21 protein-coding genes and 4 tRNA genes are annotated in these 21,630 nt (G+C 45.4%); 14 read left to right on the top strand and 11 right to left on the bottom strand.

Going from position 1 to position 21,630, the window contains the following annotated elements; all coding sequences use genetic code 11:
• Window positions 1–58: 58 nt before the first annotated feature.
• Window positions 59–928, bottom strand: a complete 870-nt coding sequence (locus ACRRSY_RS16355) for a patatin-like phospholipase family protein (protein WP_432452190.1) — start codon at window positions 926–928, stop codon at window positions 59–61.
• Between the two features lie 111 nt (window positions 929–1,039).
• Here ACRRSY_RS16355 and ACRRSY_RS16350 point away from each other — a divergent pair, with 111 nt between their 5' ends.
• Window positions 1,040–1,933: an endonuclease/exonuclease/phosphatase family protein gene (locus tag ACRRSY_RS16350; RefSeq protein ID WP_432463644.1), complete on the top strand. Its 894-nt coding sequence runs from the start codon at window positions 1,040–1,042 to the stop codon at window positions 1,931–1,933.
• Here the strand turns inward: ACRRSY_RS16350 and ACRRSY_RS16345 are convergent.
• Together ACRRSY_RS16345 and gloB are read right to left on the bottom strand one after the other, a co-directional pair.
• Entirely contained in the window at window positions 1,908–3,506 is a 1,599-nt protein-coding gene (locus ACRRSY_RS16345; protein WP_432459860.1) for a LysM peptidoglycan-binding domain-containing protein, read from the bottom strand. The two genes, ACRRSY_RS16350 and ACRRSY_RS16345, sit on opposite strands and share 26 nt — an antisense overlap.
• 60 nt (window positions 3,507–3,566) lie before the next feature.
• Window positions 3,567–4,337: a hydroxyacylglutathione hydrolase gene (gene gloB / locus ACRRSY_RS16340; protein WP_432459859.1), complete on the bottom strand. Its 771-nt coding sequence runs from the start codon at window positions 4,335–4,337 to the stop codon at window positions 3,567–3,569.
• Between the two features lie 71 nt (window positions 4,338–4,408).
• On the opposite strand from gloB, the gene ACRRSY_RS16335 reads away from it, so the two are divergent.
• Window positions 4,409–5,125, top strand: a complete 717-nt coding sequence (locus ACRRSY_RS16335; RefSeq protein WP_432463643.1) for a class I SAM-dependent methyltransferase — start codon at window positions 4,409–4,411, stop codon at window positions 5,123–5,125.
• Here the strand turns inward: ACRRSY_RS16335 and rnhA are convergent.
• Window positions 5,085–5,594 (bottom strand): ribonuclease HI, encoded by a 510-nt coding sequence (gene rnhA, locus ACRRSY_RS16330; protein ID WP_432463641.1) that lies wholly within the window; start codon window positions 5,592–5,594, stop codon window positions 5,085–5,087. The two genes, ACRRSY_RS16335 and rnhA, sit on opposite strands and share 41 nt — an antisense overlap.
• A gap of 105 nt (window positions 5,595–5,699) precedes the next feature.
• Here rnhA and dnaQ point away from each other — a divergent pair, with 105 nt between their 5' ends.
• The 6 genes from dnaQ (at window position 5,700) to ACRRSY_RS16300 (ending at window position 8,205) form a co-directional block, all read left to right on the top strand.
• Complete coding sequence (gene dnaQ / locus ACRRSY_RS16325; protein ID WP_432456154.1) at window positions 5,700–6,431, top strand: DNA polymerase III subunit epsilon; 732 nt, start codon at window positions 5,700–5,702, stop codon at window positions 6,429–6,431.
• The gene (locus tag ACRRSY_RS16320) at window positions 6,428–7,678 is read left to right on the top strand and encodes a TIGR03503 family protein (protein ID WP_432452196.1); all 1,251 of its coding nucleotides are present in this window, start codon (window positions 6,428–6,430) and stop codon (window positions 7,676–7,678) included. Before dnaQ ends, ACRRSY_RS16320 begins: the two co-directional genes overlap by 4 nt.
• Before the next feature lie 125 nt (window positions 7,679–7,803).
• Window positions 7,804–7,880: transfer RNA gene (locus ACRRSY_RS16315), tRNA-Asp, on the top strand.
• Between the two features lie 32 nt (window positions 7,881–7,912).
• A tRNA-Asp gene (locus ACRRSY_RS16310) sits at window positions 7,913–7,989 on the top strand.
• 23 nt (window positions 7,990–8,012) lie between these two features.
• Window positions 8,013–8,089, top strand: a tRNA-Asp gene (locus tag ACRRSY_RS16305).
• Between the two features lie 39 nt (window positions 8,090–8,128).
• A tRNA-Asp gene (locus tag ACRRSY_RS16300) sits at window positions 8,129–8,205 on the top strand.
• 184 nt (window positions 8,206–8,389) lie between these two features.
• On the opposite strand, the gene ACRRSY_RS16295 is transcribed toward ACRRSY_RS16300, so the two are convergent.
• Together ACRRSY_RS16295 and fadE are read right to left on the bottom strand one after the other, a co-directional pair.
• A complete protein-coding gene (locus tag ACRRSY_RS16295) occupies window positions 8,390–9,916 on the bottom strand; it encodes a DUF3369 domain-containing protein (protein ID WP_432452197.1) in 1,527 nt (508 codons plus the stop codon).
• A gap of 121 nt (window positions 9,917–10,037) precedes the next feature.
• Window positions 10,038–12,509 carry an acyl-CoA dehydrogenase FadE gene (gene fadE / locus ACRRSY_RS16290; protein WP_432463640.1) on the bottom strand — a complete coding sequence of 824 codons (2,472 nt, stop codon included), beginning with the start codon at window positions 12,507–12,509 and terminating at the stop codon, window positions 10,038–10,040.
• A gap of 212 nt (window positions 12,510–12,721) precedes the next feature.
• Between fadE and lpcA the strand changes: the two genes are divergently transcribed.
• Both lpcA and ACRRSY_RS16280 read left to right on the top strand, forming a co-directional pair.
• Window positions 12,722–13,297 carry a D-sedoheptulose 7-phosphate isomerase gene (gene lpcA, locus ACRRSY_RS16285; RefSeq protein ID WP_432463639.1) on the top strand — a complete coding sequence of 192 codons (576 nt, stop codon included), beginning with the start codon at window positions 12,722–12,724 and terminating at the stop codon, window positions 13,295–13,297.
• A 33-nt stretch (window positions 13,298–13,330) separates the two neighbouring features.
• Window positions 13,331–14,095: a class II glutamine amidotransferase gene (locus ACRRSY_RS16280; RefSeq protein ID WP_432463638.1), complete on the top strand. Its 765-nt coding sequence runs from the start codon at window positions 13,331–13,333 to the stop codon at window positions 14,093–14,095.
• 23 nt (window positions 14,096–14,118) lie between these two features.
• Here ACRRSY_RS16280 and purN read toward each other — a convergent pair whose 3' ends face one another.
• Both purN and purM read right to left on the bottom strand, forming a co-directional pair.
• A complete protein-coding gene (purN, locus tag ACRRSY_RS16275; RefSeq protein WP_432463636.1) occupies window positions 14,119–14,760 on the bottom strand; it encodes a phosphoribosylglycinamide formyltransferase in 642 nt (213 codons plus the stop codon).
• 8 nt (window positions 14,761–14,768) lie between these two features.
• Window positions 14,769–15,809 carry a phosphoribosylformylglycinamidine cyclo-ligase gene (gene purM / locus ACRRSY_RS16270; RefSeq protein ID WP_432463635.1) on the bottom strand — a complete coding sequence of 347 codons (1,041 nt, stop codon included), beginning with the start codon at window positions 15,807–15,809 and terminating at the stop codon, window positions 14,769–14,771.
• Between the two features lie 171 nt (window positions 15,810–15,980).
• Here purM and upp point away from each other — a divergent pair, with 171 nt between their 5' ends.
• The 4 genes from upp (at window position 15,981) to ACRRSY_RS16250 (ending at window position 19,095) form a co-directional block, all read left to right on the top strand.
• Window positions 15,981–16,607 (top strand): uracil phosphoribosyltransferase, encoded by a 627-nt coding sequence (gene upp / locus ACRRSY_RS16265; RefSeq protein ID WP_432459852.1) that lies wholly within the window; start codon window positions 15,981–15,983, stop codon window positions 16,605–16,607.
• 46 nt (window positions 16,608–16,653) lie between these two features.
• Entirely contained in the window at window positions 16,654–17,649 is a 996-nt protein-coding gene (locus ACRRSY_RS16260) for a DUF2066 domain-containing protein (protein WP_432463634.1), read from the top strand.
• Window positions 17,650–17,719: 70 nt separating this feature from the next.
• Window positions 17,720–18,424: a DnaA inactivator Hda gene (hda, locus tag ACRRSY_RS16255; RefSeq protein ID WP_432452205.1), complete on the top strand. Its 705-nt coding sequence runs from the start codon at window positions 17,720–17,722 to the stop codon at window positions 18,422–18,424.
• A 398-nt stretch (window positions 18,425–18,822) separates the two neighbouring features.
• Window positions 18,823–19,095 carry a hypothetical protein gene (locus tag ACRRSY_RS16250; protein WP_432452206.1) on the top strand — a complete coding sequence of 91 codons (273 nt, stop codon included), beginning with the start codon at window positions 18,823–18,825 and terminating at the stop codon, window positions 19,093–19,095.
• A gap of 276 nt (window positions 19,096–19,371) precedes the next feature.
• On the opposite strand, the gene ACRRSY_RS16245 is transcribed toward ACRRSY_RS16250, so the two are convergent.
• From ACRRSY_RS16245 to ACRRSY_RS16235, 3 genes are read right to left on the bottom strand one after another with little or no spacing between them, the layout of a single operon-like run.
• Entirely contained in the window at window positions 19,372–19,767 is a 396-nt protein-coding gene (locus tag ACRRSY_RS16245) for a DUF2069 domain-containing protein (RefSeq protein ID WP_432452207.1), read from the bottom strand.
• Window positions 19,760–20,110 carry an arsenate reductase (glutaredoxin) gene (gene arsC / locus ACRRSY_RS16240; RefSeq protein WP_432463633.1) on the bottom strand — a complete coding sequence of 117 codons (351 nt, stop codon included), beginning with the start codon at window positions 20,108–20,110 and terminating at the stop codon, window positions 19,760–19,762. Before arsC ends, ACRRSY_RS16245 begins: the two co-directional genes overlap by 8 nt.
• A 21-nt stretch (window positions 20,111–20,131) precedes the next feature.
• Window positions 20,132–21,571, bottom strand: coding sequence for a M48 family metalloprotease (locus tag ACRRSY_RS16235; protein WP_432452209.1), 1,440 nt, complete (start codon window positions 21,569–21,571; stop codon window positions 20,132–20,134).
• Between the last annotated feature and the right edge of the window lie 59 nt (window positions 21,572–21,630).

Raw genomic sequence — 21,630 nt, 5'->3', positions numbered from 1 at the left:
GATTACAGCCAAAGTTAAGTGAATGTTAATAAAGTGTATTTTTTTTGGAAAGTTTGAGCTAGTCGTGGTTATGTTGGGTTTGGGGGAGTGGGCATTGTTGATGCCAAATCTTGGTCGGTACGATTTGAATTGCAGTTTGATAGCCACTATCAAATAGCTTGAGTTTGGCTTCATCGGTAAGGTGAAAGTCTACTGGTGAGGTATTTCCGGTATTGACTACGATAGTTCGATGCCAAAATTTCTCATTGACATATTCGCGGGAAATGGTGGTCATGAAGGTTCGAATAAGCAGTGAAATATAAGCCGCTAGAGGAAATATACCGTTGGTTTGCAGGGGTTTGATGTCATTGTCTCCACGTAAGCGAAAACAGATCACTGGCGTCCCGTCGGTCGCCCAGTCTTGATGTAAAGCGTCTTCGGATAGGATACTTCCATCGACCATTAAGTGTTCTCGATAGGGCTTAAAAGAGAAGATAAGGGGGATCGACATAGAAAATCGCACCGCTCGAGATACTTTTTCTTTGGGAGTTTGAATCGCGTCGAACACGACCGGTGAACCGGAACGAACATCGGTGGCTACCACGTGTAGTTTCACGGGGAGTTCCTCAAAGGTGACTCCGCCGAGTAAATCATCTATCCAAGCTTCAAATTTGTCTCCTGAGCACAATCCACCGTTACGTAATAAGCTCAGTAGTGAGAATCCCTTAAATTGTTCAAAATCGGTGTCTAGTGCGATAGCCTTAATCTGTTCAATTGTCATGCCGCTGGCAAATAAGGCGCTGATGATACTGCCGCCTGATACTCCGACAATATGCGAAAACTGGACATTCAGTTCTTTTAGGGCCGCCAGAATGCCAATATGGGCGGGTAAGCGAGTCCCACCTCCGGCAAATATTGGGACTAAGATCTTCGGTTTTGCTGATTGCATTCGGATCTTCCTTGGCAGATGATAGCTAAAGTATGTCGCATATTTCTGATATCGCTAGACTTTCTTTTTAGCGTAAAGGCCCACAAGTTTGATGGAATTCAAGGGCATTATATGACCACCAATGATGGACTCAACAAAGAAGTTATGCTGCACAAATCGCCGAACAAACTGAAGACTTTCTGGTTTGCTACCATGATTCGGTGTTTTACTGTGATTTTGCTGTTCTGCTCTATCGAAGCTCAAGCCTTATGGACTGGCTGTGAAAATCAAAGCTTAGAATATACAGCTGCTTCCGCTGAATTTGCGCCAAGGCCTCCCAATAAAACGTCATTTTCTTTATTGGTTTGGAATAGTTATAAAGGGCAGCAGCACTCCTGGTTGGCTACGCTGAGTCAGCTGAGTCAGCAAGCGGATTTCATCTTATTACAGGAAGCGAGCCGTAAACAAATGAGGCTTTGGCCCGATCGGCAACAGTGGTATCGTTATCAGGCAATCGCCTTTGAGTGGCTCGGCGATGGGTTTGGTGTCATGAACCTAGCCAAGCAGGCGAGCTTAGATAGTTGTGTTGTACTGAGAGCTGAGCCATGGATAAGAGTACCGAAATCTGCTTTGATTCAGCATTATCATTGGCAGGGCAAAGATTTGCTGTTAGTGAATATCCATAGCATTAATTTTACTTGGGGCGAACAGGATTACCGTGAACAATTACAACAACTTAATATTTGGTTAGCCAGCTATGAGGGGCCAATGATTTTAGCCGGAGACTTTAATACTTGGAGTTCTGAACGTTTAACCCTGCTGAAGCAACTCGCGCATCAATATCAGTTGAATGAAGTAATCTTTAGGCCCGATCAGCGGAGTCGCTTTTATGGTCAGGCCTTAGATCATATCTTTTACCGAGGGCTTAAGCTTGATCAGAGTAAAAGTATCGTGAGCGATGCTTCTGATCACAACGCATTATGGGCAAAGTTTAGTTTTACTAAGCACTCACTTCAGCTACGTTAATATATAACTTTAGTTTTTGCCCTGGCTTTAAATAATTATTTTTGTTGAGTTTATTCCACTTGAGCAAGTCTGATACCGAGACCTTAAATTTTTGGGCGATCCGTGATAAGGAATCACCGTTTCGCACTTGATAGGTGATGGTTTGGATCCGCTGGTCATTTAGTTTAGTTTTTTGCCAAATTATCAGTTTTTGACCTGGTTTTAGCATATCGCTAGGGGCCATACCATTCCAGCTCGCGATGTCACGATGGTTGACTTGGTGGGCTTTGGCAATACTCCAAAAACTGTCACCTGATTTTACGCGATAGCTTAGTTTGATATCGCCATGCGGTGTTTTTTGTTTACTGGCTAAGCGTTGCGTTTGACTGAGTGTATAAGCGCTTTGTTTACGTGATGATACCGGGACTAATAGGTGCTGACCCGTTTTGATCTTATTGCTGCTGAGTTTGTTTAATTCTTTGATCTGTTTGCTCGTCGTATTATAACGTTTAGCGATGACACTCAAACTGTCGCCAGATTTAACCTTGTAGCGAGCCCATTGCATGCGGTCTTGTTTGGTTAAAGAGGCAAGCGCGAATTCAAAATTAGCCGCTTTCTTTTTTGGTATTAATAAATAGTGTGGCCCATTAGGTGCTGTGGCCCAGCGGTTAAATGCTGGATTGAGTTGGTGAAGTTGTTGCAGTTTGATATCTGCTAACTCGGCGGCGAGTGCGAGATCAATTTGACTGTGGGTATCGACTTGGCTGAAGTAGGGTTTATTGCTGATGGCGGGCACGTCTATCTTATACTCGATACGATGTTGTAATAGTTGACTCAGTGCTAATAATTTTGGAACGTAAGCACGGGTTTCTCTGGGTAAGTCTAAAGACCAAAAGTCGGTTGGTTTGCCTTTCTTTTTATTGGCTCTAATCGCCCGCTGTACTCGACCTTCACCGGAGTTATATGCCGCTAAAGCATGTAGCCAATCACCATCAAAAAACTTGTTTAAATACTCGAGATAATCAAGCGCGGCACGGGTTGAGGCATAAATATCTCGCCGTCCGTCATACCACCAATTTTGCTCAAGGCCAAAGCGAGTCCCGGTGCCGGGAATAATTTGCCAAATACCTGAAGCGCGGCCATGCGAGTATGCGAAGGGCTGAAATGCGCTCTCGACAATGGGTAATAGCGCCAATTCTAGCGGCATGTCTCGGCGTTCGATTTCTTCTACAATGAAGTACAGGTAAGGGGCTGCACGTTTGGATACCCGAGCCATGTAATCTGGGTGTTTTAAAAACCAATTGAGCTGGGCTTGTAGGCGCTTATTTTTTTGTGGTAGTGGAAGCTCGAATTGTTGTTCAATTCGTTGCCATAAATCATCATATACTATCGGTACCACTGGCTCAGCCGCTGCTGCGATTTGTGGTGCGATTAAGCTTTCACTCGAAGGCCTATCAATTTCTGACGCTTGCGAAGTTGATTCGGACCGAGTATCAGCGCCTGGTTGCTGTGCTATACCGTTGTCGGAACTAGGTGTAATAAGTTGGCAAGCGCCCAATAATAAAGAAAAAAGGCTAATGATGAGCGCTTTCATGAGTGATCCGTTCGTTTCAAATAGCTGACAATGGTATTTAGGTCTAGATGAATTAGCAAGTCAGAAGCGATCTTTCCATGATCTTAAACTGGTAAATACCGCCACTTCATTGGTGAGTGCTTGCATCTGCGCTAAGCTTACGGCGCTGCTAATGCTAGTTTGCTCACAGCGTAGAAAAGGGTTGATCGCTAGTTGTTGTTCAAGCGTTGTGGGCAGGGTTGGTAAGCCCATTTGTCGCTGTTTACTAACTTCTTGTTGGTATGTGATTAATCGCTTATTATCGGGTTCAACCTTTAAAGCAAACTGCAAATTGGCTTGGGTGTATTCATGGGCGGCATACAATAAGGTTTGCGGATCTAAAGCTTTCAATTTATTTAGTGAGTGATGCATTTGTTCGGCGCTGCCTTCAAACAATCGACCGCAACCGGCTGAAAATAAAGTGTCTCCAACAAAAATATGCTGATTACATTGGTAGGCTACGTGGTCTAAAGTATGGCCTGGTAATGCAACAACCGTGAATGACTGCGACAAGCCTGTGGGGTGGATTGTCATGGCATCTGTGACGATGGTGTGAGCAAATTGATATTTGGCGTTATTCGGTGCAAATACTTGTGCTTCTGGGTAATGCTTGAGAAGTTGATTGACGCCGCCAATATGATCATGATGATGATGGGTAATGAGGATGTTACTCAGGCGGCCATTTATTTCCGCTAAACGTTGCAGTACTGGTTCCGCATCGCCTGGGTCGACAACCGTACAGGCATCACTATTGGGTTCTTTGATTAACCAAATATAATTATCGCTGAATGCTGGAATATGGATGATTTGCATTATGCTATCTCTGTCGTTAAAGTCGATGACGCATTATTGCCTTAACTGCAGTAGATTGGTATGAGGAATTGATGAAGCCCGCGAAAATTCGTGACGTAATTGACAGCCCCGACTTTTGGCAGGAACTGCCCTTAGGTGATTGGTTGATGGATCAACAGCAAAGTTTGCTTGATCAATATTTACCTGCGGTATTTGGCTATCATCTACTAAAATTAGGAAATCTGAGCGCGCAACTTAACTGTCATGCTTCGATGATCCGTCATCAACTGAATGTGGCAAAACGCGGTCATTTAATTGGTTTGAGGGCAGAGCCTGAACAGTTGCCTTTTCAAGAAAGCAGTTTAGATCTTTGCTTGTTGGCCCACAGCCTCGATTTTTCGAAAGATCCCCACCAAGTATTACGTGAAGTTGAGCGAGTCTTAACTGCCGATGGCTATCTGATTATTAGTGGATTTAATCCTTTTAGCTTATTGGGGCTAAGGCGTTACTTTCCGTTTAGGCGGCGAGGACTCCCTTGGTCGTGCCGTATGTTTACACCAGCAAGGGTAAAAGATTGGCTTAATTTACTGGGTTTTGAAGTGCTTAATGATGAGCGTTTTGGGTATACTTCTTTTGTGAATAGCAGACCTGCACCGCAATGGTTTGAGCGCTGGGGAAAACGCTATTTTCGTGTCACAGCATCGGCCTATTTCATTGTCGCTCGAAAACGTCGGGCCCCCTTAACACCGATTAAAAAAGCTTGGCGAGTTAAACGACGGATCCCGGTGACTTCGTCGGTGGGGGGATAGGCTGTAATTGTTCGTAGTCGCAATCTATTTGTAGCGTTTGTGCAGTGGCAGCACTGCGCGCGAGTTGGTCGACTCGTTCATTTTCAATATGCCCTGCATGCCCTTTCACCCAGCGCCACTCTATCTGGTGGATTTGGCTGACTTTATCTAAGCGTTGCCATAGGTCGACATTTTTGACCGCTTGTTGGCTTGCCGTCTTCCAGCCGCGCTTTTTCCAATGATGGATCCATTGTGTAATGCCTTGGCGCAGATATTGGCTATCGGTGGTTAGTATCACCTTGCAACTCTGCCGTAGACTTTCTAAACCGACAATGGCTGCGAGCATTTCCATGCGATTATTGGTGGTAAGCCGATAACCTTGGCTTAATTCTTTTTGATGCTGTTGATAAATCAATAGCGCGGCATAGCCGCCAGGGCCTGGATTACCTAAGCAGGAGCCATCGGTAAACAAGTGAACTTCTTTTACCATATCTTTGTTAAACTAGAATATATATCTGCTTAGTGTCGCATAGGAGCTGTTGTGAACCAATCGAAGAACCATCGCTTAGTTATATTTGATACAGAAACCACTGGGATGAATGATAGTGGCGGTCCTATTTATCAGGGCCATCGAGTGATTGAAATTGGTTGTGTGGAAGTGATTGACCGAAAATTTACCGGAAATACATTCCATGTTTATATCAATCCTGAGCAGCTGATCGATCCTGAAGCGATTCAGGTTCACGGCATCACTGATGAGTTTGTTGCCGATAAGCCTTTGTTTCGCGAGATCGCTGCAGATTTTATTGAATTTATTCGCGGTGCTGAGTTGGTGGCGCACAACGCAAACTTCGATATAAGCTTCCTTGATCATGAGTTTTCCATGATGTCTCGAGGCTTGATTAAAGCGCTGCCAAATTGTGCCGATATTTGTACTATCACCGATTCATTGTTGGTGGCTCGTCGTGGAGAATACAATAAACGTGAGATCCAGTTAGCTGGCAATAAGCCACTTCCATCACGAAAGAACTTGGATTCCTTGAGTGATTACTATGGGGTCGATCGCTCGTCACGAACTTATCACGGCGCTTTACTGGATGCGGAATTGTTAGCCGATGTCTTCTTAAAGATGACCGGTGGGCAAAATAAGCTGAACTTGAAACAAAAGGGGAGCGGTGATGGTTTGGGCGTGAGGCCCATTAGCGCAGAGCGCACGCCCTTAAAAGTTGTATTCGCGACTGAACAAGAGCTGCAGAGTCACCAACAACGATTAGACTTAGTCGAAAAGAAAGGAGGTCAGTGCCGCTGGCGCGACTCATCTCAATGATAAAAAAATTTTTGTGGTTATTGCTTTGGCTAGTTTTACCCTTACAGGCGAGTACGATTTTTGAGAATCGAGATATTCCGTTAATCGATAATCGTTTTCGGCTCGATGAAAGCATCGATAAGGTGACCTTTTTGCTTTATCGCTCACCAGGCTCACCTGCGGCGATCTTGGTCCGGCCCGATGGTAGTAAAATTTACGCTTGGCAATTACCGAGCAATGTGAGCTGGTTAGAAACCGATGAGTTAGACATTGTCACCATCGAAAAGCCAATGCGCGGGCCATGGCAGGCAGTAGCTGAAAATAAAGGCCGTAACCGAGTTCGTATTCTCAGTGATGTAGAGATGGTGACTGACCCCATTCCTCATCAGCTTTATCGCGGTGAACGTTTACGGATCCGTTCTCGCTTAATGAATAAAGGAGAGCGGATCGATTTGGGGGTGATGCTTAAAGATGCGATCCTTGATGTGGCTTTAAGCCATGAACAGCTATTGGATGATCAAACCCTACAGGTTAGGCAGGAAAGTTTGGGTAAGTTTGCCGATGATGGTAAAAACTATGATGAGGTTGCCAATGATGGCGTATTTACGACTTATGTGAGTTTAGATACCCAGCCTGGCAAATACCAAATGATCGTCAGTACTTTAAACCAAATTTTTACTCGAGCCCAATCCACATCAGTGTTGATTTATCCAAACCCGGTAGCGATTCGAGTCCTTTCACCTAAAGATGAGCAGCGTCAGGCTCGTATGGCCTTAGTGATAGATGCCGATGAACTGAGACCAGAAACTGTGGTGATTACAGGAAAGGTATTTAATAACGTTGGTTGGCAGCAAGACTTTCAGGCTTATGCCGATACTCACGAATTCACCATCGATTTACCGACCCCTGCGTCGCAGGGCCGTTATCGAGTCAGTGGAACTTTGTTGGCAACGACTTTACAAAACCGGGAACTGGTGATTGAGTTACCGGAAGAAGATTTTGTAATTTTGCCACCGCCGCCACCGCCGCCACCGCCAGTGGTTGAAAAAGTAGTGATTCCTGAACCACCAACGCCTTTGTGGTTGATTATCTTGTTAGGTATATTAGGTTTTGCACTTTTCGCAGGGGTCATCTTCCTGGTGATTTGGTGGCGTAAACGTAAGGCATTTGCTGCAGCCTTAAAACAAGCGCGAGATGCGCCGCCAGCAACACCCGAAGTAGAGCCTAAAATGGAAGACTCAAGTGATTTAAAGATACCTTCTGAGTGATTTTTGAGTGCATTGGCTAAAACATCGGCGCTTAAGTGGGTTTTTAAAGAAATAAGACAATTCTTTGTTGACTCACCATAGCCATAACCGTATTATCTGCGCCGCACCAGACGAGATGGTTCTGCGGAGTGGTAGTTCAGTTGGTTAGAATACCGGCCTGTCACGCCGGGGGTCGCGGGTTCGAGTCCCGTCCACTCCGCCAAGTCTGTTTCTGTGTGCATGTTTCGATGTTGCGGAGTGGTAGTTCAGTTGGTTAGAATACCGGCCTGTCACGCCGGGGGTCGCGGGTTCGAGTCCCGTCCACTCCGCCAACGACGAAACAATTTAATGCGTAGGAGTGGTAGTTCAGTTGGTTAGAATACCGGCCTGTCACGCCGGGGGTCGCGGGTTCGAGTCCCGTCCACTCCGCCAGCATTGAATGAGTAATACCATGTGACTTTTAGTATATGCGGAGTGGTAGTTCAGTTGGTTAGAATACCGGCCTGTCACGCCGGGGGTCGCGGGTTCGAGTCCCGTCCACTCCGCCACTACTAAACAAGAGCCTCATCTAGATGAGGTTTTTTTGTGTCTGTTATTTCAGTGCATGCTCAGATTGTGGATCGTGCTGTCATCACAATCATCGATGAGCGCCATCAATCCTGTAGCTTGATTTATTAGCCTTGGTTTAAACGAATTATTTGATCGTGAAATAAGGCTTACAAAACTTGAGCACTAGTCTTGATATTTGTCGCGGATCGCTTGAAATTTTTCGAAATTATCGAGTAATACACCGATTAGCCGTGGTTCAAATTGCCGCCCGCTTTGTTGTTGTAGATAGTCAATGATTTCTTCATCTTCCCAGCGCTGCTTATAACAGCGAACGCTTCCCAGTGCATCAAATACATCTGCCAATGCTGTTAAACGGCCACAGAGAGGTATTTGTTCTCCTTTTAAACCCTCTGGGTAGCCACTACCATCCCAGTACTCATGATGGGCGCCAGCAATCTCTGCGGCTAGTCGCATAATTTCAATACTAGAGCCACTGAGCATCTTCTTACCAATAAGCGCATGAGTCTTCATCTGTTCCCATTCTTCTGAGTTCAGCTTTCCAGGTTTGTGTAAGATAGCATCGGGAATGGCGACTTTTCCTACATCGTGTAGTGGCGAGGCCAATTTAAGTTGATCGACTTTCTCTGGTGGTAAGCCAATTTGTTGGGCCAATAAAGCTGTATATAGAGCGACTCGACGCACATGCTTACCTGACTCCCTCGAGCGTGTTTCGACAATCTCACCGAGCCGATAAAGAACTTCTTTTTGATTGCTGCTAATGAGTTCATTGAGTCGAATGTTTTCTAACGCTGCGATGATATTGTCACTTAGCAAGTTAATGAAATGCTGTTCATCCTCATTGAAAGCCTGATTACGGGTGATTAAGAACAATAAGCTATTGGCTGAGTTTTCACAGTAAATGACCAACGCTTGATCTTCAAAAACGTTGAGTTTGCTTTCAATGGCTTGTTTTAGGAGTCGTTGTGGGGGATCCGAAAAATCATTAATTGACAAGTTCTCAACTTGAGGGCGGTGCTTGCCTTGATAAGCTAGGAGTTGTAGCTGGGTTGAATGTACTTGATAAGCAAACTGTTCCACTTGGTAGATACAGCTATCTTCAATATTTAGGATGGCGGATAATTGTTCGAGAGCACCTTCAACAAAGGCGAAAAGCGCGTGTTTTTCAAATATGCCGCGGGAGGCCTTAACGACTTTTTCTAGGCCTAACTTATGTCTTTCTAAGGCGCATATATCTCGATATGAGCGTAAGCTGGCGCGGATCAGGGTGCGCAGCTTTTGTGAGGTTAACTCGGTTTTATCTTTATAGTCATTGATGTCATAGTTTTCTACCACTTCATCTTCTGGCGCTTGCCCTGGCTGCCCGGTTCGTAACACAATACGGACGCTCTTATTGTTTAACTGTTGGCGAATGTAGTGGACTAAGCGTAAGCCTGCATCGTCGGTTTCCATGACCACATCGAGTAGAACTAAAGCGATATCGGAATGAGCATTGAAAACTTCTTTGGCTTCTTTTGCTGAGTTGGCATGTAAGAAGTGAAGGGTTTTATTATCGAAAATAAACTGAGACAAGGCCATCGTGGTAATGTGATGAACTTCGGGCTCATCATCTACCACCAATAGCTTCCATTGGGCCCGTGGAATAATATCATCAGGAGCACTGTCAGCTAAAACAAAGAAGTCATCTTCCATTACAATCCAAACTTATACTTTTGATTAAGTAAAGGATATTCTCGGCGTAAATTCAATTTAATGATTGATTTTATCGATATAAAAAAAGCGAGCTAGGCTCGCTTTGGTTTGAGTTTGCCATTTAAGCGACCGACCCTAATCTAGACCTTTGGTCTTGTGCAGGCTGGGTGCTGTTCTCTAATTGTTGATGCGCAAAATCATCGACGTTAATTGCGTTTAAACGGCCTTGCTCGGTGCGCCGCATTAATTCGGCTTCAGCTTGAGTGATGACTTCTAGCGTGAGGCCTTCAAGGGCAAGTTTGTCGAGCTGGGTGAACGGACGCTTTTCACCGATCGCCTTGCAAATTTTGTCATGCAGGCTTTCACAGGCGAGCATGTCTTCTAAGGTTTGTTCTAATTCGCCATAAACATTACCAGCGACTCGACTGGCAAATCGACCTTGACCAAGTCGCTCTCGGGTTTCACTTGGTTGTTGTAACATCTGGGCTAGTTGATGATCCAACTGGTCGCTAGGCGCATGTAATGGCTTGCCTAGCGGGAACACCACGAGTCGCATGAATTTGCCTACCCATTTGTTTGGGAAGTTGCGAAGTAGTTCATCTAGAGCGGTTTGTAACTGGAATAAAGCTTCTTGCATGCTCCAGTGTAGCAGGGGGAGATCTTCTTGTTTTCGGCCATCGTCAGCATAGCGCTTCAGTGTTGCTGAACAAAGATAAAGCTGACTAAGAATGTCGCCTAAGCGTGCAGAAACACGTTCTTTTCGTTTCAGACTTCCGCCGAGGGTGCCCATGGCCACATCAGAGAGCAAGGCTAAGTTGCTACTAAAGCGAGTCAGTTGTTTATAGTAGATTGCTGTTTGATCGGAATAGGGCGCTTTTAGCAGCGTATTTCCACTCAGACCAAACCAAAAACTACGGATAAAGTTACTCACTGCAAAACCTAAGTGACTGAATAAGGCGCTATCGAACTGTTGAAGGCCTTGATGAAAGTCTGGATGCTGCGCTGCTTCCATTTCAGCGAGCACATAGGGGTGGCAACGAATGGCCCCTTGTCCATAGATAATCATACTGCGGGTGAGGATATTCGCACCTTCAACGGTAATGGCAATCGGTGCACCTTGATAAGCTCGGGCGAGGAAGTTTTTTGGCCCAAGGCAAATCCCCTTGCCGCCGACGATATCCATGGCATCGATGCTGGCGCGTTGTCCTCGATGGGTTAAATGGTATTTAACGATAGCTGATACCACCGAGGGTTTTTCACCTAAATCGATGGCAGTCACGGTTAGATCCGATGCCGCGCCCATCATATAAGCGTTACCGGCGAGACGAGCCAATGGCTCTTCAATCCCTTCCATCTTACCAATGGGCAGTTTAAATTGGCGACGTATACGGGCATAGGCGCCAGTCGCTAAAGCTGCATTTTTAATACTGCCAGTTGCACTTGAGGGCAGGGTGATGCCGCGACCGACCGATAGGCACTCGACCAGCATTCGCCAACCTTGGCCAGCCATGGCTTGGCCGCCGATAATGTAATCGATAGGAACAAATAGTTGGTTAGCGGTTGTAGGGCCATTCATAAAAGGGATATTCAGCGGGAAATGGCGACGACCGACCTCAACGCCTTCAATATCGGTGGGGATTAGTGCGCAGGTAATCCCAAGCTCTTTTTGATCGCCCAGTAATCCCTCGGGATCCGAGAGTTTGAAAGCCAGCCCAAGAATGGTTGCTACAGGCGCGAGGGTGATATAGCGTTTATTCCAGGTAAGTTGCATCCCCAGTACTTGTTCACCTTGCCAGTCACCCATGCATACAATGCCTGAGTCGGGGATTGAGCCCGCGTCGGACCCCGCTTCTGGACTGGTGAGTGCAAAACAAGGAATTTCTTTCCCTTCGGCTAAGCGTGGCAAGTAATAGTCTTGCTGTTGTTTGGTGCCATAGTGTTGTAGCAATTCACCGGGACCTAAGGAGTTGGGGACTCCGACGGTACTTGATAGTACGGCAGAGATACTGGCTAGTTTTTGTAATACACAGGACTGTGCGTAGGCTGAAAATTCGAGGCCACCATATTGTTTCTTGATGATCATCGCGAAGAATTTATGGGTTTTAAGAAAGTCCCAAATTTCCGGAGGTAAGTCAGCGAGTTCGTGAGTGATTTGCCAATCATTGGTCATGGCGCAGACCTGCTCTACAGGACCGTCGATAAAAGCCTGTTCTTCCGGGCTGAGACGCGGTGCGGGGTAACTGTGTAGCACTTTCCAATTCGGATCCCCACGAAATAATTCACCTTCCCACCAGGTGCTGCCCGCATCAATTGCTTCTTTCTCTGTTCGTGACATCTCTGGCATGATCTTTTTAAAGATTTTAAATAGTGGTTTGGAAATGAGCTGTTGCCTTAAAGGTTTAAAATTAATCCCTCCGACCACAACTAAAAAGCCGAGCCAAAAGATTTCACTTAATGGTGTGATGGCGCTGTAAGCCACTAAAGCGGCAGTAACGGCGAGGCTAAAGGCTAATAACGAAGCCCTAAAGTAGGCTAGCCCACAGATGAGTAGGCCAATACCGACGATGGCAAATAGCGGTGAATAACTTAGCATGAATATCTCCTTGGTCTCGTTAAGAGGTCTGACCTCTTGCTATTTGTAACTCAAAGGTTAAAAGATCGCAAGTAATTTACATTTGCTCAACATGTTGGTGGCGTAATATCTGTTTAACAAAATGAGCATTAGGCTTGTTTTGAGCGCTGAATATCCTATTAAAAAACGTTATAGTGTCAGCCTGATAGCTTGCATAAAATGAGATAGTTTTAATGAAAAGTCTGATAGTTGAAGAGTTACAAGAAGCCGCAAACGTGTTGAATGCTTTTATCACGGATCAAAATAATATTGACGCCATCGATAATGCGGCTCAGCTACTTGCGGATAGCTTTAAGCTGCAAGGTAAGGTGCTTGCCTGTGGCAATGGTGGCTCGCATTGCGATGCCATGCACTTTGCTGAAGAACTCACGGGTCGTTACCGTGAAAATCGTCCTGCGTTGCCTGCGATCGCGATTTCTGATCCCAGTCACCTCTCTTGTGTGAGTAACGATTACGGCTATGAATTTGTTTTCTCGCGTTATATCGAGGGCTTGGGCCAGAAGGGCGATGTGTTGTTTGGGATTAGTACCAGTGGTAATTCAGGTAATATTATTAAAGCAATTGAAGCGGCCAAAGCGAAAGGAATGAAGGTGATTATTCTATCGGGTAAAGATGGCGGGAAAATGGCTGGTCAAGCGGATATTGAAATTCGGGTACCACATTTTGGTTTTGCTGATCGTATCCAAGAAATTCATATTAAAGTGATCCACATTTTGATCCAATTAATTGAAAAGCATATGGCTCAATAAGCCATTCAAATAGCGTATTGAGCGAGCGGTAATATGTGTGAGTTATTGGGAATGAGTGCAAATGTACCCACCGACATTTGTTTTTCTTTTACTGGATTAGTGCAGCGTGGTGGGGTGACTGGCCCGCATGTGGATGGCTGGGGGATTACCTTCTACGAAGGCAAGGGCTGTCGTAGTTTTAAAGACCCAGCCCCAAGCAGTGAGTCTAAAATAGCTGAGTTAGTGCAGGCTTTTCCGATTAAGAGTAAGGCGGTGATTGGCCATATTCGCCAAGCCAACCGGGGGTGTGTTTCTTTGGAGAATACCCACCCTTTTACCCGAGAATTGTGGGGACAAAATTGGACCTACGCGCATAACGGCCAGCTAAAAGGCTATAAACAGCTCGACACCGGTTTTTTTCGCCCGGTAGGGGCCACCGATAGCGAACATGCTTTTTGTTGGTTATTAGAGCAATTACGCCTGAAATACCCGCGTAAACCCAACAATATGCACGCCATGTTTAAGTTTGTGGCAAGCTTGGCGGAGCAATTCAGGTCGCGGGGCGTGTTTAACATGTTACTGAGCAATGGTGAATATGTGATGGCTTATTGTTCCACGAACTTACACTGGATTACTCGTCGAGCCCCCTTTGGTGAAGCACAATTAGCCGATGCCGATGTCACCATCGATTTTTGTAAAGAAACCACACCCAATGATGTGGTCACGATGATTGCGACTCAACCTTTAACCAATAATGAACAGTGGCAAAAAATCGCCATTGGTGAGTATGTGTTGTTTAAGGAAGGCGAAGTGCAATAAAAAAGCGCCTAGTTGGCGCTTTTTTAATTATTGGCGTAACCACCACTTGGTAGGATATGACCGTCGAGTACCGCTTTACCTTGTTGCATCAGCAGTCGTTGTTCCACAAACCAGTTCACCACCACCGGATAGATGGCATGCTCCTGAACTTGCACTCTGGCAGCAAGTTGATTGGCATTGTCTTCGCTAAATACTGGCACCTTGGCTTGTAAGATCACCGGTCCGCCATCTAATTCCGGCGTCACAAAGTGGACGCTGCAACCGTGTTCTTGATCGCCAGCATCGATAGCGCGTTGATGAGTATGTAAACCTTGATATTTTGGCAATAACGAAGGGTGAATATTCAGCATTTTTCCGCTAAAACGCTGCACAAATGGTTCACTTAAGATCCGCATAAAGCCAGCCATTACGATCAGATCAGCTTGCTGCTGTTCAATGATATCGCCTAAGGCTTGATCATAAGTTTCGCGATCAGTATACGGTTTGGGGTCGAGTACCACCGTATGAATGCCTGCTTGCGCTGCTCGTTCTAAGCCATAAGCTTCCGCTTTATTGCTTATTACTGTGCAAATGGAGGCGTTGACACGCCCCTCATTACAGGCATCGATAATGGCTTGCAGGTTAGTCCCTGAACCTGAAATTAATACAACAATGTTGCCAGCCATTATGTGTCCTATTTGAACTCGACTTGATTCTCGTCAGTGGCTACATCTTCAATGTGACCAATTTTCCAAGCGCTCTCGCCGTGTTCTGCTAACAGAGCTAAGGCCGCCTCTACTTCTGCTTCAGGAAGCGCAATCACCATGCCAACCCCACAGTTAAAGGTGCGGTACATTTCTTCACGAGCAACGTTACCGTGTTCTTGCAGCCAGTTGAATACTTCAGGCCACTGCCAGCTATTCTCATCTACCACAGCTTTTGCACCTGCAGGTAATACCCGAGGAATATTTTCCCAGAAGCCACCACCAGTGATATGCGATAGGGCATGTACTTCACATTGCTTGAGCAAGGCAAGTACCGACTTCACGTAGATTTTGGTTGGGGTTAACAGCGCTTCACCCAACGTTTTCTCACCTAACATTTGCTTCGGATCGGCATTCGAGACTTCAAGAATTTTACGAATCAATGAATAGCCGTTTGAGTGAGGGCCGCTTGAGGCGAGTGCAATCAGCGCATCCCCGGCAGCCACTTTAGTCCCATCAATGATTTCGGCTTTTTCTACAACACCAACACAGAAGCCTGCGATGTCGTAGTCGTCACCGTGATACATGCCAGGCATTTCCGCGGTTTCACCACCGATTAGAGCGCAACCGGATAACTCACAACCATGACCGATCCCTTTCACTACGTCGGCAGCGGTATCGACATCGAGCTTGCCAGTGGCATAGTAATCTAAGAAGAATAGTGGCTCAGCCCCTTGAACAATTAGGTCGTTGACACACATGGCGACTAAATCAATCCCGACGGTATCGTGTTTTTCTAAGTCTAAAGCAAGACGAAGTTTAGTACCTACACCATCGGTGCCTGCAACCAATACCGGTTCATTGTAACCGGAAGGTAATTGACATAAGGCACCAAAGCCTCCGAGTCCGCCCATCACTTCCGGACGTTGGGTGCGTTTACTCACGCTCTTGATTCGTTCAACTAATGCATTACCAGCTTCGATATCAACGCCAGCATCTTTATAGCTCAGAGGGGTGTTTTGTTTGGTCACAGGATTACCTTGCAGCGAACTGAGAAAAATTTGGCGACATTTTAGCAGTGTTAGCTGCGCTGGAACAGTAGTAAACGAGAACTAAAACATTTTGTTGATATTTGCTAACATATCTTGATTGAGCTTGGTTTACACTGGCGGCTCACAATTCGCTAAATTATAGGAATAAACATGAAAGTTGTTGAAGTAAAGCACCCACTGGTTCGTCATAAAATTGGCTTAATGCGCGAAGCCGATATTAGTACTAAGCGTTTTCGTGAGTTAGCGCGTGAAGTCTCTACTTTGCTCACTTATGAAGCAACGGCTAATTTGGAGTTGGAAGAGGTCACCATTAATGGTTGGAATGGTCCGGTGGCCATTGAGCAAATTAAAGGTAAAAAAGCCACAGTGGTCCCCATTTTGCGCGCTGGACTTGGCATGATGGATGGTGTGTTAGAGCATATGCCTTCAGCAAAAACCAGTGTGGTAGGGATTTATCGGAACGAAGAAACTTTAGAGCCTGTGCCGTATTTCCATAAATTGGTGGGGCAAATAGAAGAGCGTTTAGCCATTGTTGTTGATCCGATGCTAGCGACTGGTGGATCGATGATCGCGACCATCGATCTGCTCAAAGAACAAGGCTGTAAGAATATTGTGGTATTAGTATTGGTCGCTGCACCAGAAGGTTTAAAAGCCTTGGAAGCTGCACATCCTGATTTGGTCTTGTATACTGCATCGATTGATGAAAAATTAAATGAGCATGGTTATATCCTTCCGGGATTAGGCGATGCGGGTGATAAGATCTTCGGTACTAAATAAACGGTAGCGGGTCAGGATCGTTGATGAGTTTCTCTGGGAGAACGTAGTGATAAAACAGTGCTGGTTGGTATTGAGTTTGGCCTTGGTATTTTTGCCGGTTGAAGCGTCCCAACAAAACGACTTATACCGGGTTGAAGCTGTCGCCAGTGGCGATAATAAGCAAGATCAACAGCAAGCTTTTGAATTATTATTACGGCGTTTAACGGGGGATTCGGCGAGTCATTCCAATCCCTTGGTGGTGAAGGCTAAGAAGAATATAACTCCATATATTCAGCAGTTTAGTTTTGCTGAACAGCACATATCTGTGCTATTTAACGAAGCCAAAGTGAATCAATTATTGACCCAAGCCCAGCTACGTCTTTGGGGGAAGCAACGGCCTGATATTCTATTGTGGTATGCGTCTGAGCAAAATTTCAATCGCCAATTGATGGCCGATAGTGCTGAGCAAAGTTGGTTTGTGCATGGGCGACAGCAGGCGCAGTTATTAGCCTTACCGATCCGCCTACCAGTGATGGATTTGAGCGATAGTATGGCTCTTAGCGTCAATGATGTTTGGGGGGGCTTCGATGGCCCTCTATACACCGCTAGTGCTCGATATAATACGCCTCTCATCTTGAGCTTTCGCCAATATCCACAAGGACAGAATTGGCAGATACAGTGGCGTTTACTCGATAGTGCTAACCAAGTTCAGTTAGCTAGCGGTCAGGTGCAAGCACCTCTTGAGGAAGTCGCTGCCGCGGCCATGGACGCGGTAAGCGCTAGCTTGGCGGAGCGTTTTGGGGTGGCGTTGGGTGAAAGCACCGATGAAGCTATCGTACTCAGCTTTGCTAATATTACCGGCATGAATAAATATGTGGATTTAGAACGTTTTTTGAATCAGCAGCCTAGTGTGGCAAGTGTCACTCTGGAACAAGTTAACCATGATACCTTTACTTTTCGGGTTCAGTTATTAAGTCCTTGGCAGGATTTAAAATCGTCCCTAGATATCTCCCCGCGCCTACAAGTCGATGATATTCGCGATAAGCTATACTATTTCCAATAGCAAAAATTTCTAATCTTAAGGCCTAGCTGATACAATGACGCAAGTTTTGTATCGGCTTTGATTTGTTACTTTGAGTTTTTCCCCACAATTATCACTTCCTGTGCATTTACCTGATGATGAAACCTTGGTGAGTTTTTACCCGGGAGATAATCAGCAGTTGTTGAGTGCCTTACGTAATCTTGCCTTAGATAAGGGGGAGAGAATGTTGTATTTGTGGGGCGCGGAAGGCTCTGGTCGAACCCACCTGCTGCATGCCAGTTGTACTGAGATGGCTGATATGGGGGCCGCAAGCGCTTATTTGCCGCTAGATTTACATGCAGCGATGTCACCGCAAATGCTTGAAGGTTTGGAAACCATGGCTTTGGTGTGTTTAGATAATATCGATGCCATTGTCGGTATTCAGGCATGGGAAGAAGCAATTTTCGATTTTTACAATCGTCGTAAAGAGTTAGCCTCAACGACTCGGCTAATTGTGACCGCTAACGCACCTGCGCCACAACTCTCTTTTGCTTTAGCTGATCTGCAATCCCGTTTAAATTGGGGGGTCACTTATAAACTGCATGAGCTTGATGATGAGCAGAAACTGAGCGCCTTGCAGTTACGTGCTGAATTACGCGGTTTGAAAATGCCCTTAGAGGTAGCTCGTTTTTTACTTAAACGTTTGTCGAGAGACATGCCGACCTTATTGAAGAAACTTGATGTATTAGATCAAGCTTCGATCACCGCGCAACGCAAACTTACAGTTCCTTTTGTGAAGGAAATTCTCGACATTTAGCAGATAGAGGGCTTCTGTGTGGCTTAATTCGCTTAAGCTTTGAGGAAACTTTTATTTCAAATCGCGTGAATCAAGCGTCTTCGAGAGCAACCGTTTCTTAGAGCCATGGGACGGGCGTTCAAGTCACTACATTGAACAAATCCCAATTTCTCTAGCTTTTGCTACCCATTGATTTCCATTTGTTCGGTAATACGCAGTTCTGTAGCAAATGCTGCCAGATAATTTACGCCATATGACCGAATGCTAACAGTGAATGAGCCATGTCTGGTTTGCTCTTCTGGTCGTGTGTCTGTCAGCAGCTGATTTGTAGTGTCTTTTGTTTGAATATTTGCACAAACCATAAAATTAACTATAGTTAATTTGCTCAATAAAGAGTGCTTAAGAAAAAGGAAACTGATATGGCTAATCAACTCGCGGGTGGTTGGAGTCCTTTTCATGAACTATCAGACGAAGATAACCAAGTATTTGTGCATGGGATGGAAGGGTTTGTTGGTGTGAGTTATAAACCTCTGGTGGTTGCGACTCAGGTGGTTGCAGGTTGTAATTATGCATTTTTCTGTAATGCTGAAGTTGTTTATCCTGGTGCACAACCTTACCCTGCCATGGTTCATATGTTTAGTGACTTACAAGGTCATGTAGGGATCACGCATATTCAACGTCTTGATTTCTGAGTCGTAAAAGCCAAGCACAATCAAGATTGCTTGGCTTTCCAATCTATTAAAACTTATGTGTTACTTGCGATACACGCTCCCCAACAGGCGAATAATGCTTAAATCGGGGGGGAGTTGCTATTCGTGGTTTGTGAATTATGGTTTTGCTTGCTCAAGATAGGCTGGATTTTATCTAGCTACTCCTCCTTTCGGCCTACATTTGCTACCATTATTCCCGAACTTTTTATCGAGTATAGGTAAGCCACCTATCACATCACTTGCCATGGGCCTCATTAATCAATCGGGTGATTTATCTTTGAGTTTCTTTAAACCGATACCAAGTTCTTTGCCGCGTTGTTTGGCGTAGCTAAGGCTAGAAATAAAGGCGGTGAGTACCAATAGCAACTCGACAGCAGCCATGCCGCGTTCGTTGTTTGAGGTGGCTAAAAGTGTGGTGCTGTGCAACACATATAACAGCAATACAAAGCAGCTCCAAGCATAGGTGTAGGGTTTGCCAGCCAAAATCCCTCTTAAGGGGAAAAGTAGGGGAAGTACCCAGAATAGCAGCATTAAACCGATACTGATGTCTACTGGCGGTGACAACCATAGGTGCCATAAACAGACCCAGGCGAGTAGACCAAGGTAACTGGTTTTGGCCAGTAATAGCAGTTGTGGACTGGTGAATCTAGACAATCTCTAATACCTGTTGAGGAGGTCGACCGATCCGTGCCTGCTGTTGATTGATGACGATGGGGCGTTCAATCAATTTAGGGTTGGCGTGCATTGCGGAAATCAATTGTGCTCTATTGAGAGACTCGTCTGCTAAGTTAAGTTGTTTATATAGCTCGTCTTTAGTACGCATCAATTGGCGAGGCTCAATGCTCAGCATGTTTAAAATAAGGTCTAGTTGCTGTTCGCTGGGAGGCGTCTCTAAGTACAAGATAATTTCTGGCTCAATGCCTTGGTCGCGAAGCAGTTGTAGTGTTTGGCGGCTCTTCGAGCAACGCGGGTTATGCAGTATTTTTATTTCAGACATGGTATTTCCTTAAACCTCAGATTAGTTCAGTTCTTCTAATTGTTTTTCAGCAGCTTCAAACTGTTTGATTCTCGCCTCAATCCGTGCCAGCTCGAGCTGATTTTTCGTTAAGTTATAGGCACTATGCAATTCATCAATGGCACGTCGATAATCTGAATGTAATGATAAATACTCGGCTTGAGCGATATGGCTTTCCAGTAAATTATTTAGCCGCCCTTGTGCTCGGCTAAGCTCCCCCCAGGCCAAACTATCATCTGGGTGATGGCGTAAATAACGGTCGAGCAGCTTAGCGGCCTTGGTAAATTCGCCTTTTTCACTATAGGCGTGAGATAAATTTAATATGATGACTTGATTATCGGGGTAACGAGATTGAGCACTCTGTAGACGAGCAATCGCTGATTCGAAGTGTTGTTGAGCGAGGTCAATATCACTCAGGGTATCGATCATAAATAAGTTATCGGGATGACGTTTGGCGAGCTCATCAATGATAGTTTTAGACTCCGGATATTGGCCTAAGCCAAATAGGGCAAGTGCTTTACCATATAAGGCCGCGTCTTTGATACGATATTCTTTACGTTGCAGTTGTTGTTGATAATAGTCTAAGGCGGCTTTAGCGTCTAAAGTACCATGACGGACGATGATCCGGGCTTTGGCAAACTGGAATGCTAATGAGGGCGCAATAAAGTGCTGTGGGTATTGATTAGCTCTGGCACGCGCCTCACTCACCCTAGTTTCTGGTAAGGGGTGGGTAATGAGCATTTGTGGTGGTTTGCTAGCATAACGATATTTTTCGGCAAGTTTACCGAAAAAACTACCCATGCCAGCGGGGTCGTAACCCGCTCTGACGAGGGTTTGTAAACCGATACGGTCGGCTTCAAATTCGTTTGCCCGAGTATAGTTAATCGAATTTTGGATGTTGGCTGCCATCGACGCCTGCAGCGCTGCTATACCTGCAACTGGATTCGCGATCCCTAATAGCACTGAACCTAACATACCTGCGAGGGTTAGGTTTTGCGCAGCGGCTTGGTTTTCGATACTACGCGCAATATGTCGTTGGGTAACGTGGGCGATCTCGTGGGCAATCACCGAGGCAAATTCACTCTCGGTATTGGCATATAGAAATAAGCCGGTGTGGATCTTCACATAACCGCCGAGAAAGGCAGCCGCGTTGATTTCATTGTCGGTCACTAAGAAAAAATGAAATGGTGTGCGAACTTGCTCCGCTTTGGCGACTAAGTGATTTCCGAGTTCGCTGACATATTCTGAGAGTACAGGATCATTGGTCATGCGGTGACTTGCTCGAATCAGTCGCATGTAGGCTTTGCCGTAAATAACCTCTTTGTCGATGGATAATGCCGACGCCCCAGCCGTACCTATTTCAGGCAATTGGTTATTGGCAGATATGAAGGGCGTATATACAAACAATATACCGACAAAAATAAGCTGCAAAAGACGGATCATTAGTTTCCACTATCTATTTTTCTTATCGGCGAGAATACTCTGATTTTGTTTGTTATTCA

The organism is Agarivorans sp. QJM3NY_33 (genome assembly GCF_050870865.2).
Lineage (GTDB): Bacteria > Pseudomonadota > Gammaproteobacteria > Enterobacterales > Celerinatantimonadaceae > Agarivorans.
This window is presented reverse-complemented; position numbering and strand designations above follow the sequence as displayed.

Coding starts and splice junctions, on each gene's coding strand:
- ACRRSY_RS16355 (WP_432452190.1), bottom strand. CDS start 928: ATGCAATCAGCAAAACCGAAGATCTTAGTCCCAATATTTGCCGGAGGT.
- ACRRSY_RS16350 (WP_432463644.1), top strand. CDS start 1,040: ATGACCACCAATGATGGACTCAACAAAGAAGTTATGCTGCACAAATCG.
- ACRRSY_RS16345 (WP_432459860.1), bottom strand. CDS start 3,506: ATGAAAGCGCTCATCATTAGCCTTTTTTCTTTATTATTGGGCGCTTGC.
- gloB (WP_432459859.1), bottom strand. CDS start 4,337: ATGCAAATCATCCATATTCCAGCATTCAGCGATAATTATATTTGGTTA.
- ACRRSY_RS16335 (WP_432463643.1), top strand. CDS start 4,409: ATGAAGCCCGCGAAAATTCGTGACGTAATTGACAGCCCCGACTTTTGG.
- rnhA (WP_432463641.1), bottom strand. CDS start 5,594: ATGGTAAAAGAAGTTCACTTGTTTACCGATGGCTCCTGCTTAGGTAAT.
- dnaQ (WP_432456154.1), top strand. CDS start 5,700: ATGAATGATAGTGGCGGTCCTATTTATCAGGGCCATCGAGTGATTGAA.
- ACRRSY_RS16320 (WP_432452196.1), top strand. CDS start 6,428: ATGATAAAAAAATTTTTGTGGTTATTGCTTTGGCTAGTTTTACCCTTA.
- ACRRSY_RS16295 (WP_432452197.1), bottom strand. CDS start 9,916: ATGGAAGATGACTTCTTTGTTTTAGCTGACAGTGCTCCTGATGATATT.
- fadE (WP_432463640.1), bottom strand. CDS start 12,509: ATGCTAAGTTATTCACCGCTATTTGCCATCGTCGGTATTGGCCTACTC.
- lpcA (WP_432463639.1), top strand. CDS start 12,722: ATGAAAAGTCTGATAGTTGAAGAGTTACAAGAAGCCGCAAACGTGTTG.
- ACRRSY_RS16280 (WP_432463638.1), top strand. CDS start 13,331: ATGTGTGAGTTATTGGGAATGAGTGCAAATGTACCCACCGACATTTGT.
- purN (WP_432463636.1), bottom strand. CDS start 14,760: ATGGCTGGCAACATTGTTGTATTAATTTCAGGTTCAGGGACTAACCTG.
- upp (WP_432459852.1), top strand. CDS start 15,981: ATGAAAGTTGTTGAAGTAAAGCACCCACTGGTTCGTCATAAAATTGGC.
- ACRRSY_RS16250 (WP_432452206.1), top strand. CDS start 18,823: ATGGCTAATCAACTCGCGGGTGGTTGGAGTCCTTTTCATGAACTATCA.
- arsC (WP_432463633.1), bottom strand. CDS start 20,110: ATGTCTGAAATAAAAATACTGCATAACCCGCGTTGCTCGAAGAGCCGC.
- ACRRSY_RS16235 (WP_432452209.1), bottom strand. CDS start 21,571: ATGATCCGTCTTTTGCAGCTTATTTTTGTCGGTATATTGTTTGTATAT.